This is a genomic window from Bacillus sp. JZ105, from assembly GCF_053903125.1.
In genome coordinates, this window is record NZ_CP096387.1 from 417,289 (window position 1) to 430,368 (window position 13,080).

14 protein-coding genes and 1 riboswitch are annotated in these 13,080 nt (G+C 37.5%); of the genes, 3 read left to right on the forward strand and 11 right to left on the reverse strand.

Annotation, left to right across the window (positions count from 1 at the left end; genetic code table 11):
• Positions 1-3: 3 nt before the first annotated feature.
• Positions 4-744, forward strand: a complete 741-nt coding sequence (locus M1D81_RS01995) for a thioesterase II family protein (RefSeq protein ID WP_456265785.1) — start codon at positions 4-6, stop codon at positions 742-744.
• Positions 745-776: 32 nt separating this feature from the next.
• Here M1D81_RS01995 and M1D81_RS02000 read toward each other — a convergent pair whose 3' ends face one another.
• The 6 genes from M1D81_RS02000 to M1D81_RS02025 all read right to left on the reverse strand — a co-directional run bounded on the left by M1D81_RS02000 (position 777) and on the right by M1D81_RS02025 (position 5,549).
• Positions 777-1,316 (reverse strand): hypothetical protein, encoded by a 540-nt coding sequence (locus M1D81_RS02000; RefSeq protein WP_456265784.1) that lies wholly within the window; start codon positions 1,314-1,316, stop codon positions 777-779.
• A 20-nt stretch (positions 1,317-1,336) separates the two neighbouring features.
• Positions 1,337-1,870, reverse strand: coding sequence for a stage II sporulation protein M (locus M1D81_RS02005; protein WP_456265783.1), 534 nt, complete (start codon positions 1,868-1,870; stop codon positions 1,337-1,339).
• The gene (locus tag M1D81_RS02010) at positions 1,827-2,516 is read right to left on the reverse strand and encodes an ABC transporter ATP-binding protein (protein WP_456265782.1); all 690 of its coding nucleotides are present in this window, start codon (positions 2,514-2,516) and stop codon (positions 1,827-1,829) included. The genes M1D81_RS02005 and M1D81_RS02010 overlap by 44 nt, the downstream gene beginning before the upstream one ends.
• Positions 2,517-2,524: 8 nt before the next feature.
• A complete protein-coding gene (locus tag M1D81_RS02015; protein ID WP_456265781.1) occupies positions 2,525-3,949 on the reverse strand; it encodes a hypothetical protein in 1,425 nt (474 codons plus the stop codon).
• Between the two features lie 64 nt (positions 3,950-4,013).
• Complete coding sequence (locus M1D81_RS02020; RefSeq protein ID WP_456265780.1) at positions 4,014-4,313, reverse strand: hypothetical protein; 300 nt, start codon at positions 4,311-4,313, stop codon at positions 4,014-4,016.
• Between the two features lie 294 nt (positions 4,314-4,607).
• Entirely contained in the window at positions 4,608-5,549 is a 942-nt protein-coding gene (locus M1D81_RS02025; protein WP_456265779.1) for a DMT family transporter, read from the reverse strand.
• 103 nt (positions 5,550-5,652) lie between these two features.
• On the opposite strand from M1D81_RS02025, the gene M1D81_RS02030 reads away from it, so the two are divergent.
• The gene (locus M1D81_RS02030; RefSeq protein ID WP_456265778.1) at positions 5,653-6,990 is read left to right on the forward strand and encodes an aminotransferase-like domain-containing protein; all 1,338 of its coding nucleotides are present in this window, start codon (positions 5,653-5,655) and stop codon (positions 6,988-6,990) included.
• Here M1D81_RS02030 and M1D81_RS02035 read toward each other — a convergent pair.
• The 5 genes from M1D81_RS02035 to tcyA form a co-directional block, all read right to left on the reverse strand.
• Positions 6,987-7,679 carry a 4'-phosphopantetheinyl transferase family protein gene (locus M1D81_RS02035; protein ID WP_456265777.1) on the reverse strand — a complete coding sequence of 231 codons (693 nt, stop codon included), beginning with the start codon at positions 7,677-7,679 and terminating at the stop codon, positions 6,987-6,989. The genes M1D81_RS02030 and M1D81_RS02035 overlap by 4 nt on opposite strands.
• Positions 7,680-8,032: 353 nt before the next feature.
• Entirely contained in the window at positions 8,033-8,677 is a 645-nt protein-coding gene (locus M1D81_RS02040) for a YczE/YyaS/YitT family protein (protein ID WP_456265776.1), read from the reverse strand.
• 144 nt (positions 8,678-8,821) lie between these two features.
• Positions 8,822-9,565: an amino acid ABC transporter ATP-binding protein gene (locus M1D81_RS02045; protein WP_024424287.1), complete on the reverse strand. Its 744-nt coding sequence runs from the start codon at positions 9,563-9,565 to the stop codon at positions 8,822-8,824.
• A 12-nt stretch (positions 9,566-9,577) separates the two neighbouring features.
• Positions 9,578-10,270 carry an amino acid ABC transporter permease gene (locus M1D81_RS02050; protein ID WP_456267168.1) on the reverse strand — a complete coding sequence of 231 codons (693 nt, stop codon included), beginning with the start codon at positions 10,268-10,270 and terminating at the stop codon, positions 9,578-9,580.
• Positions 10,257-11,072: a cystine ABC transporter substrate-binding lipoprotein TcyA gene (gene tcyA / locus M1D81_RS02055; RefSeq protein ID WP_046313883.1), complete on the reverse strand. Its 816-nt coding sequence runs from the start codon at positions 11,070-11,072 to the stop codon at positions 10,257-10,259. Before tcyA ends, M1D81_RS02050 begins: the two co-directional genes overlap by 14 nt.
• Positions 11,073-11,417: 345 nt before the next feature.
• Positions 11,418-11,519, forward strand: a riboswitch (purine riboswitch).
• Between the two features lie 253 nt (positions 11,520-11,772).
• Between tcyA and M1D81_RS02060 the strand changes: the two genes are divergently transcribed.
• Positions 11,773-13,038 carry a cytochrome P450 gene (locus M1D81_RS02060; protein WP_229137380.1) on the forward strand — a complete coding sequence of 422 codons (1,266 nt, stop codon included), beginning with the start codon at positions 11,773-11,775 and terminating at the stop codon, positions 13,036-13,038.
• Positions 13,039-13,080 lie beyond the last annotated feature (42 nt).

Sequence of the window (13,080 nt, forward strand, 5' to 3'; positions counted from 1 at the left end):
CGTATGAATCAGTTATTGAAAACCTTTGAAAAAAAATCACATCTCATTCAGCTTATTTGTTTTCCTTTTGCCGGCGGATATTCCGCCTCATACCGTCCGCTCTTTGAACAGCTAAAAGACGTGGCCGAAGTCACAGCAGCAGAGCCCCCAGGGCACGGCACCAATCTCATGCAGCTTGAATCAAGCATTGACCGGCTGGCAGAGCTGTACAAAGAAGCACTCACGGACAAATTGAACCGTCCATTTATTCTATTTGGACATTCAATGGGAGGACTTGTGGTATACAGACTAACCCAGCTGTTAGAAAAGGAAGGAATTTATCCCGCAGCAGTGGTGATCTCAGCCATTCAGCCTCCGCAAACAAAACGGCAGATGCTGACGCATTTATCCAATGAAGCATTTGTACAGCATATTGCCGAAATGGGCGGGATTCCAAAGGAATTACTAGAGAACAAACCAATGATGGATTACTTTACGCCGTCATTGCGTGCAGACTACAAGGCGTTAGAAACCTTTCAGCACACAGATCAATCGATCATCGACACACCTGTTTATTTATTCAATGGAAAGCAAGATGAGAAATGCATGCAGGATGCAAGCGGCTGGCTAAAATGGGCAAAAACCATCGAACGCACCAATTTCGATGGAGGCCACATGTACATCAACACACACCTTGAGCCATTTGCAGAGCAGATGAGACATGTGATTGAGCATGCAGCTAAGCAGCAATTGATCAACAATTAAGAAAAAAACGACCCATCCATAGGGTCGTTTTTTTACTGAGGAATAATACTTGAAAACGCTGATATAGCTAATGAAAATAAGAATAATAAAACGAACGGTATGAAAAATTTATAGCTTCTATTTTCTTGATATTTTACGTAAGAATAGCACCACACACTAAATGATACTAGAACGAAAATATTGATGTTCCATAAAAATGGAAGTGTAATCGTGCGTTCAGTATTAGATACCTTAAATAGGTATAAAATAATAACAATCAAGTTGCCTAGTAAAATGTAATAGTAAGCTAATATCCCTTTTTTAAAAATATTTTTATAGGAATCCTTTATTCCGAAAATAATAAAACTTAAAAAAATGACTAATGAAAAAAATAAAACTTCAACCATTGGCTTGAATATTTCTCCAATCACAGCAAGTGAAATACCTATCCACTTACTAACTTCAATTACATCTTGATTTCCATCAAGTTGTAGTTCTAGTAGATTTTTGTTTATTTCATCCATTTTTATTATAGAAAGGATGAAAGCTATTATACCAGAAAGCATACATACTAATAAAATGTGTTTTTTCATAATAGCACCCTTTAACAAAATCAAATTTTTATAAAATAAAATTCAATCATCGAAGCAATAAATAATAAGAAAACACCGGTTATAAGCTGACTTGCATAGATTTTCCCTTTTGTTTTAAATGAAATTTTGTTTTTAGATATGATATATCCTATAATCTGTCTTGATATATCAAAAGAGACAAAATAAAAAAGGAACAAACTGACAATCTCCATCGGAGCGTGGAAAATAATATAGTATAATGCTATATCAAATCCATATATATAGGTATACGATATAAAAAATGCACCTAAGAAAAAACCATTTAGAAAAATAATCATGCTAGATAACAAACCTAAACTAACTATTCCAGATATTAATATTAGGAGTGACACAAAAAGATTATTAAAAAAAATGTCTAGATAGCTATGAATCTCAATGTTGTTTTTAAAATCTATACTATCTATAAATGTTGAAGCAAAAATACTTAAACTAAAACCTCCTAAAAATAATATGATAAAAACTGAAAAATTTTTAAGATAATTTTTCAAAAAATTTCTTTTCGAGCTGATCTTCATGAAAAGTCACTCCTGAAGATTTTTTTTCTGAGTGAATGATACTACCATTATCAATAAAAAGGATTTCATCACATAAGTCTGCAGCAAATTGAATGATATGTGTGGAGAGCAAAATGATTTTGTTGGCATCTCTGAAATTTCTTAAATGTTTTTTCATGTCAGCCATGTTAGTAGGATCAAGACCTGTAAATGGCTCATCTAATAGAATAATATTTGGATGATGTAATATTGTTAAAATAAAAGACATTCTTTGTCTCATGCCTCTTGAAAGAGCAGAGGAACGGCGGTGAATTTGTTCTTCTAACCCATATTTGCTCAATAAATCCTTGATTTGTTCATTTTCTAAAGGTTGTTCTACAAGCATAGATTGATATTTTACAAGTTCAAAACAGGTTAAGTTTTCAAATAGAGTTGGGTCGTCTTCCATATATCCGACAGAAGAAAAATTCTGCTTATTATGATTTATTAATATTTGACCTTCATCAGGATTTATCAATCCAGCTACCATTTCTAAAATAGTCGTTTTTCCAGCACCATTTTTACCTAATAGTCCGATAATCCTACCCTCTTGGAAATGCATCTCAGGGATCATAACTTTAAAGTTAGACTCTTTGTATTCTTTAATTAGACCATGAATTGATAACATACAATCCCTCACTCAAATAATGTTTTAAATGATTTGTAGTTTTTATTGATTGTTCTATCCCAAAATTTAATCATTAAAAATAAAATGATGAATGAACAAGCGGCCATAACAGAATTTGTTAAAATGAAATATACTGTGCTATATGAGGAAATCACTGATAAAGCTAGAATGAAACCATAACTAATATTTAAAGTCAATTTACTAAGAGAACTTGGAACTTGATAAACAAATTCCCAATTAAAATAAGGAAATACAACAGTAGAACCGACAGTACAAATACCGACGAGAATGCAAGTGTTTATTAAAGTAATCATCACATAAAAAGGCTGATCTAGTTTTAATACAAAGCTTGAAAAAATGATATATAAAATACAAAAAAACAAGTGTAATATAATAGATAAAATAATCTTATTTTTAATTTTATTTTTCACTAAGTTAGGTAGATTCTGTTTTAAAGGAAGAATGGGACCATCAATATCAAAAGAAACATATGGTTGTATTGCATTCGATATAATAATCATTGGAAAAATCACACTAAAAATAAATAAAAAATCATTTTCTATATTCAATGTTTCAAGTTGATTTGTATTAACACCATAAAGAATTAGACCAAATAACCCCCCAGATAAAGTTAATATAAATAATAATACTGACCATTGAATAGGAGGATTTCTCATGAGAAGTGTAATTTCATAAAACAAAATATGATTAAACTCTCTAGATGTTCTTTTTCGTTTTTCTTTTAATTCTTTTTGGGAATTAAAAATTGGTACATTACGAACATTTTTCTTCCAATTCATCAGTAACAATAAACTAATGAATGCGAAGGTTAAAATAAAATATATTGAATAACTAGATAAAGAATTTGTTAATAAATTGAATCTAAATACAGTGAATACCCATAGAGCAATGAGGCCTGTAGTTATATAACCAATGCTCGATGAAATTGAGAAAAACTTTGGATTAGAAAGTAGCAGCAAGACGTGTAATCTAAGTAAGTAACCCAAAATAAAAGAAGTGGCGGCCAGAGCTGCTATTGTAAAAGCTCCCTCATACCCATTTATAATTAAATTTGCTAAGTAAGACCCTAAAGTGAAGAATAATACACCCACCATAGTGCTGAAAAACTTACTCATATCTTTGCCGAAAATATATTGATCTAGATGAACTTTTAAAATAGCCATCTGTTTTTTATCAGAGGAGAAAAGTATTCTCATCAAACTCTTATCAATATTAACTGTAAACATAAATAGAAACAGCGATAAATAGAATATTGATAAATTCTTAACGAAAAAAGGAGTTAATATACCTAGTAATAGTGGTGTTATTATGTATAAAAAAGCAAAAAATACAAAAATGAGAGCATTTTTTCGATGATGTCTTCTTAAATCATTGATTAACAAGATTTTTGTATATGTTAAATATTTATGCATTTACAACACTTCCATTTTAGAGGTGTATAGAGAAGGCTGTTACACCTTCTCTATTAAATCTTTTTTAGAAAGAAATAGCGTATTTCACTCCGTATTTTCTAGCATAACTAATGACCAGAGAAGCAATAGTACCAAGTCCAAAAGTACCTAAGACAGCAGCAACAGCACCCACTGTACCTGCTGCATTTAGAATTGCACTAACAGAAGTTATAGCCCAGCCAGGTATTTGAGGATAGTTTGCTACTAGATTTGCAAAAGGTGTAACTGGTTCAAGAGTCAATAAAATCATAGTTGTTAAAGTTAGAGTGAAAATAAGACTCAAGCCTACAATTGCAAAAAATCTATTTTTTAAACTCAATTCCATAATTAACACCCCCTCCCTTGCTTATATGCCCATATTATACAAAAAAAGGATATTTAATAAATGGGTTTTTTATACTGTATTTTATTTCTCTGCAACGAAAGGTTTAGTAGTGTTTTGAAGAGATATGAGAAAAAGTAGTAAAATTAATAGCTCATAAATCGTATTTTTTATATTGATAATGACATTACTTCAGTAACTATCTATGAAATTTGGACGAAAAAAGAAGCTTATACAAAACAATTAATAATTAATAAGACATAAGAAAGCGGCTCTCTATAAAGAGGCCGCTTTTTCTTATGAATGCTGCTTCTTCACCACATTCCCGCCAATCACCCCGCCAATGACCAGCACCCCTCCGAGGAGATGATACCAATCAATCGTTTCGTGTAAAATGAGAACTCCGGCGGCGACTGTGATAAACGCGGATAAATTGTTAAAGATGCTGACCTTTGCCGCTTCTAGCTGTGAGAGTGCATAGTTTGATAAATATGCGGTAAGAAGAGATGAAAGAATACCTAAAAAGAGCATCGACCATACAAAGGATGGTTCTGTAAATGGACTAAAAAACTGAGGCAATGTTCCATTGATCGAATGCCGAATAAGCGCGGCGGCATTGAAAAAGACAAAGCCAAAGAAGGTCATCACAAAGGTGAGTTCGATCACATGGAATCGTTTTGTAATCACTCTGGCAAACACACTATATGCACTGGATGACAAGGCTGAAAGTAAAATCAGTACATAGCCGATGAAATGAGAATGCTTGACATCGATTCCCTTCATGACAAAGAGAAGCATCACCCCGCACACAGAAAGGAAGGTAAACAGCACTTGTATCCATGTCGCACGTTCCTTTAAAAACCAGGCTGCCAGCAGCATCGTCAAAATGGGAATCGTCGCTTGAATGATGCCAGCCTCTGAAGAAGATGTATACATCAATCCCCACACTTGAAAAGCAAAGAACAAAACAGGGTAAAGCAAGGAAAACGGTACGATATAAATGAGATCACGCCATTGAATGGATACGCGATACTTTTTTCGTAGAAACGGATACAGCAATAGAGCGGCTGCAAAAGAAACGGTAAAGCGGTGTGCCAATAAATCGATTGGATTTGCTGATTCTAATGCTATTTTGACAAACAAAAAGGAAAAACCAATGATAGAGGCATATGCGATCGCAGCAGCATACGCTTTTTGTTTTGATATATTCACAACGTGACTCCTTACATGAGCATGCATGCTTCAAATGAATTGACCGGTTCTGTTCTTCTATCGTAATCGGATCATTTAACGTGTACAATAAGAGAACATCATATCTGTACCGGTACAAGGAGGAAAAGGTGTGAGGAAATATGATCAGCTTGTCTTGAGCTTAAAAGAAAAAATGGATTCAGGGGAGTACAGCGCTGGAATGAAAATTCCCTCCATTCGCCACTTAGCGGCTCAATATGCAGTGAGTAAAAGCACTGTCATCAAGGCGCTGGATACATTGGAGCGTGAACATTTGCTGTATTCTGTAGAAAGAAGCGGCTATTATGTCGTGAAAACGAAGCAGCGAGCAGGTAAGCAGGACGGCACATGGATTGATTTTGCTTCATCTGCACCTGATCCCGTTGTGTTTCCATATGTCGATTTCCAGCACTGCATCAACCAAGCGATCGATTTATATCAAAATGAATTATTTATTTACGGCACAGCCAACGGCTTACCATCGCTGCTGCCAGTCATTTCAAAGCGATTAATGGATTATCAAGTGTTTGCTCATCCAGAACAGATCGTCATGACCTCTGGCATTCAGCTCGCTTTATCCATATTAAGCACCATCCCTTTTCCGAATGGAAAACAAACCATACTAGTCGAACAGCCGGGGTATCACTTATATCTCCAATATTTAGAGAAAAACCAATTGCCTGTGCGCGGAATTCAACGGACGGAAAAAGGGATCGATCTGCTCGAATTAGAACGTATCTTTCGAGAAGAGGAGATTCGTTTTTTCTATACGATGCCACGATTTCAAAACCCGCTTGGAACGAGTTTATCAAAGCAAGAAAAAAGAGCGATTGCAGCCCTTGCTGAGAAATATGATGTCTACATTGTTGAGGATGATTATCTAGCAGATTTAGAATTCGACACAAAAAGAGACCCGATCTATTCATATGATCAGGCAGGAAAGGTTATTTATTTGAAAAGCTTTTCTAAAATCATCTTTCCGGGGCTGCGAACAGGAGCTGTCGTCTTACCTGAAGAACTGATTACACCTTTTAGCGAACACAAACGGCTGATTGATATCGACAGCTCCATGCTGTCCCAGGCAGCTTTAGAAATCTATTTAAAAAGCGGGATGTTTGAGCGGCATAGAGACAGAATGCAGGCGACGTATCGAAATCGATCCACGCAGCTCGTGACAAGTTTAAAAAATGATCAGGGCGCTTATCAGCTGGGAGAACAGGAGCCGGCTACCCATACACATGTACGTGTCGACCGGTCGATTCCCATGAACCAGCTCATTCAGCAGCTGAAAAAGGCATCTGTTTCCATTCAGCCAATTGACCGCCATTACCTGCAGGCCTATCAAAAGGACCCCATTCTTCAGCTGAACATCTGGCAGGTGAAAGAAGAGCAGATCACACGCGGAGTCGATCTATTAAAGACGTTATTTCAGCAAAGCACGCGTTATTAAAGACGGGACAGGACATCACTGCAAGTGATTTTCTCAACGCTTTCAGCCGCAGCAGACTTTCGTGAGCATACCGCCATTTGGTAGGCAGGGTCAAGTGAATATGTTTGCACAAAACAAGGCGCTTCATGATCAGGTAATGTTAACGCAGCCTGTCCATCCTCTGACAGACGGGCTGTAAAGGACGAAAGCCCATAGGATAAGCCTTTTCCAGTCAGCTTGATAAAGGCCTCCTTCATTGACCATAAATGAAAGAAATACGCTTCCTGCCGTTCTGCCGGTTGTGAGAGTAAATCCTGATACTCATCCGCTGAAAAAAAACGTTTGGCAATCGCCAGATCAATAGGTTTGATTTCCTCAATATCAATGCCAACAGGTGCATCATCTACTGCGCAAACGACCCAATCGCCAGAATGAGAAAGATTAAAATGAAAAGAAGGAAGCTGCCGGACAACTGGCTTGCCATTGCCTTCAGTTCCAAAAACGATCTGATCCATAGGCAGATCGTACATATCATGGATCGTTTGACGAACCAGCACCTCACCTAACAAGGTTCTTCTTGCATCGATCAAAAAACGAAAGCGTTCAGCCGCAGCACGCTTTTCAGATGAAACAAAGGGTTTCAGCCGATCTATTTGTTGTCGTGCATCAATTTCATCTAAGTGTTGTAATTGGATAGCAAATATCTTCATAACGAACCTCTAATTTTTTACATTGATTGTACCATTGAAGAGCGCCGTGCAAAAGAGAAAGAGGCAGGCTGATTTCCTCTTATAATTAAAAGAAAAGTCTGTTTATTTATTTAACCACAAGAAAAGCCATTCTAATTATAGAATGGCTTCAGCGTGTAGACAAACCCTCGCATTCTTTGTCAGTCCTGCGCGCTGGTGCTCACGAATGTCAAATTCGCTCCGCGCCAGTGCTCGTCCTTCCTAGACTGCAAAGGTTTTCTATCACGCTGAAAAGAAGACAAAGAGCTAAAATAAAAATCATTTTAGCCCTTTGTCAACAATTGAAGCCATTCTAATTATAGAATGGCTTGTTCTCATCTAGTCAGGGTTTGAACAGGTTTCTCTGCTGTTTTTGTAATGAGCAGCTGCAGAAGCCGTGTCGATTGCGGCAAGGAGAAACGAAGGACAAGACCTGTGAAGATCGCAGTCAAAATCGTTCCAATGCCAATCGGTCCACCGAGCATCCATGCAAACAAAAGCACTGTTAACTCAATGCCATTTCGAACCCACTGTATGTTCAGTCCCGTTTTCGCTGAGATGAGCAGCATTAATGAGTCTCGTGGCCCAGCGCCAAGATTGGCTGAAACATAAATGCCAACGCCATATCCAGAAACAACAACACCTGTAATAAATACATATAAGGACGGTAAATACCCGTGTGGCGCAGGTAATATCGCATTAAAGAAATCAATAAACACGCCAACCAGCACCATATTCAGTAAAGCGCCGATCTTTGGAAATGATTTCGTAAAAATAGAAGTCAGTGTCACAATAAGTGCACCAATAATAATGGACCATTGTCCAATTGTGAGTCCAAAATGCTGAAACAGTCCGTAGTGGAAAGCGTCCCAAGGACCAATCCCAAGGATCTTCCCTTTCACTGTCAGCGATAGTCCAAAAGCTAGTACGATCAATCCAACAAAATAAAAAAACCAACGTAAAAGATGTTCCCGCTTCAAAAGCATTCCCTTCTTTCTTAAACACTCGATTTCCATCGTAACATACTCTCACACCCCTTTAAATGGCTTTGTTTGATTGTAATCGCTTACTTTTAAAAAGATGAAAAAAGGCTGCCCTCACCACATGAGAACAGCCTTTTTTCATCATACTGGATTCAATATCCGGTTTAAGAATTGTTTTGTTCGTTCTTCCTTTGGTCGTTTGAAGATTTCTTCCGGAGGACCTTGTTCGACGATGACGCCGCCATCAATAAAAATCACTTCGTCTGCTACTTCTTGCGCAAACTTGATTTCATGTGTGACAACTGCCATGGTCCAGCCTTCCTTCGCTAGATCCTTCATGACCTTTAAGACTTCCCCGACAAGCTCAGGGTCAAGCGCAGAGGTTGGTTCATCAAAAAGCATGAGTTCTGGCTGAATGGCAAGTGCACGGGCAATCCCGACACGCTGCTTTTGACCGCCTGAGAGCTGGAATGGATACAGATCCTTTTTATCTTCCAGACCGACCTTTTGCAAGAGCTGAATGGCTTCTTTTCGAACCGTTTCCTTTGGACGGCGCTGCACCTGGACAGGACCTTCCATCACATTTTCAAGCACTGTACGGTGAGGAAAAAGGTGATAATCCTGAAACACCATTCCTGATTTCCGGCGTAACTTCAGCAGATCAGCTGATTTATTTTTTTTCGAAAAATCAATCGAGAAATCATCGAAGGTAAAGGAGCCGCCATTTGGTATTTCAAGTGCATTTAAACAGCGAAGCATTGTTGTTTTTCCTGAACCAGATGGACCGAGAATGGCCACAACCTGCCCTTTGTTGATCGAAAAATCAATCGACTTTAAAATCTCATTTTCCCCAAAGGATTTCTTTAAGCCTTTGACTGTTAGCATGTCGTTCCCTCCTTACCTTGCGACATATCGATCAAGTCGTTTTTCAATTTGATGCTGAACGAGCGATAGAATGAAGCAGAATACCCAATAGATCAGAGCTGCCTCCATATAAATGAATAATATTTGATCCAAGTTCGCCGCAGCAATTTCCTGTGATTTACGGAACATCTCTGCCACGAGAATTTGGGAGGCAAGGGATGTATCCTTCACCAAGCTAATGAATGAATTAGACAGCGGTGGAATCGATACACGTACAGCCTGCGGTAAAATCACGCGGACAAGCGTTTTGCGATGTGTCATCCCAATGGAATAACCTGCTTCCCATTGTCCTTTTGGAACAGACAGGACGGACGCACGGATAATTTCCGACGCATATGCACCTACGTTTAAAGAAAAAGCAATAATGGCGCTTGGATATGGATCCAGTGTGATATTAAATGTCGGAAAGAAATAGAAAATAATAAACAATTGCACAAAAAGCGGCGTTCCGCGAACGGCCGACACATAGATGGAAAAAATCCATCTGAGGATTTTGATTTTAGACATTCTCGCAAGAGCTGTCACAAGCGCGATAAAAATACCAATAATAAAGGCAATGATGGCGAGGGGAATTGTATAATAAATCCCCTGCATCACCATTGGCCAAAAAGATTGCTGAAGAAGATCCCAAGGAATGACGACTCCTAGGATATTATTTTGTAACATCTTCACCAAACCATTTCTTAGAAATCTTAGCGAGTGTACCGTCTTTTTTCATTTCTTTTAATGCGCCATTCACTTTGTCAACGACTTCGCCGCTGCCTTTTCTGAATGCGAAATACGTTTCTTGAGGATCTCCTGTTTCAAATGCAACTTTTAGGTTTTTGTTACCGCTTGTTTTCAAGTAATTCAATACAGCCAATTTGTCATTGAACGTCAGATCAGCACGTCCTTGCTGAATCAATTGAATGGATTGTGCAAGACCTTCAACGCCTTCGATCTTAGCGCCAGCATCTGTTGCTAGTTTATTGTAGTTACTTGTTAACGATTGTGCTGCTTTTTTGCCTTTAACATCAGATAGTTTCTTGATGTCGTTATTATCTGATTTTGTCACAACAATAGCTTGAGATGTCGTGTATTTATCAGAGAAATCGTATTGATTTTCACGTCCAGTTTTCCCCACTTGGTTCGCTACCACGTCAAAACGTTTTGCGTTCAGTCCAGCAAACATACTGTCCCATTGTGTTTCCTTGAATTCAGGTTTTAAGTCAAGACGCTTTGCTACTTCTGTGATGACTTCTACATCATAGCCAGTTAATTTATCTGTCTTTTTGTCATGGAAGGTGAAAGGAGCATAAGTACCCTCAGTTCCGATGGTTAATACACCTTTATCCTGAATGGATTTCCAAAGGTCTCCTGATTCCTTAGACCCAGATTGTTTATTCGCGTTGTCGCTTGCACCAGATCCACATGCCGTGATCAATGCAACACAAGCGCCTAACATAATGGCAAAGAACATTTTTTTCATTTTATTCCCCACTTTTCTTGTTGGTATTTACAACATATGATCTTACAGAGAAGCAACCTAAAAGTAAAGCATTTGAAACTAGCTTGAGCGAATCTCACCAACTTTATGCCCGCAACTGCCGTTCCCCTTATAAGAAATCGTCAAACTTACGCTCTGAATATACCCAGATGAAAAGGATATTCAAACAAAACATATTCATGTGATTGACATAAATCGAAAACCAAAATGAACCGATACGTGTGTATTTTTAAAAATGCTATATTTTCATAAACCATTTCATATACAAATGTGCTATGATCAACTTAGGAAAAGTATTTTAATGTTAATTTTTCCATTTGATTCAAATTAGATGCAAGCAGCAATACTCGTATACCTTCAGTAATATGGTCTGAGAGTCTCTACCTAATTCCCGTAAAGAATTAGACTACGAGAAGATTGCTACTTAATCTTACTTATAGGAGAAATGAAAGGAACTAATACAATTTTATATTGTTAGAATTTTCTAACTAATGACTTCTGTGTTTTGTTTCAATCATGTATTCTTTAAGACCAAGATCAGGTAGAACTTCTCATGCTATTCCGTGATGCGGTGGCAGGTTCTCTTTATCTTGGTTTTTTTATTTGCCTCGTAGACCGGAATGATGGAGAAGGTGAACAAATTGAATCAAAGATTCGAAGGTGAAAACAGAAGGGATGATGGTTGAAATTGAAGACAGAACAAAGTGTGAAACAGTTGAGTTTGTACAGTGATGAATATTTTGAACATCGTTATGACATTTATAAGGAATTGAGAAATGAAGCCCCTGTATGCTGGAATGAAGAAATGAAGTCATGGTTCATTACAAGACATGCTGATATGACGACAAACCTTCCAGGGGATCGTTTTATCTCCAGTCAGGTCATTCCTTTAAAAATGAGTAATTTAGAAGAAGGAGAAGATCAACACTTTAAGGACATCATTGACATCATTCAAACATGGATGGTTTACCATGACCGTCCTGATCATACAGAGCTAAGGGGTTATATGAATCGTGCCTTTTTAGTCAATGAAATTGAACTTATTACACCAGAAATCAAAAAAATTGTCGCAACAATTATTGAACGGGTGCTAGAAAACAATACAGTATCATTTGATTTCGTAGAGGAAATTGCTCATCCAATCCCTGCAATGGTGCTGTGTAAAATGCTTGGTATCCCAGGGGGAGAAGTAGACAAGTTTATTAAATGGTCTGATGATATTGCTCTTTTTATGCAAAATTTTGTCGTATCTCATGTACCAAGTAAAGAAATAAGTGAACAAGTCAGAGGAAGCGTGAAAGAAATTTATGCGTATTTATCTAATGCCATTGCTGAAAGAAGAAAAGAGAAGAAAAATGACTTGTTAAGCCGGCTGATTTCTGAGACACCAGGTGTTAATGGCGAGTTAACAGATGACCAATTAATTGCTCAAACAATGCATTTGATTTTTGGGGGTCATAAGATCCCGCAGTTTGTTCTTAGTAACTCCTTACATTTGTTATTCAAAAATCAAGAGATTCTCGCTATGTTGAAAAAGGATATGTCGTTATTACCTAAAGTTTTAGATGAGACAATGAGGTTAGAAGGACCTATTCAATACATTGTCAGACACGCATCTGCAGATTTTGAGTTACACGGAAAGCAAATTAAGAAGAACGATTCAGTTTATTTTTTCTTGGCATCTGCCGGAAGAGATGAGCGAGTATTTGAACATCCTGATCAAATGGATATTACAAGAAAAGGATCCCGTCATATGGCTTTTGGTGGAGGCTATCACACCTGTATCGCAGCAGCATTTGCTCGGGCAGAAATCATGGAAATATTAAAAGAAGTCATTACGCGATGTCCTGATATACAGCCTTTATACGATCTTGAAAATCCAGAATGGACTTCTAACCCTACATTTACAGGTATATTACACATGGAAGTAAAAGTGACTAAGGAATAAGTAATGAAGAAGTCCTCACGTTTTTTACTCTTTTGAAAGGAA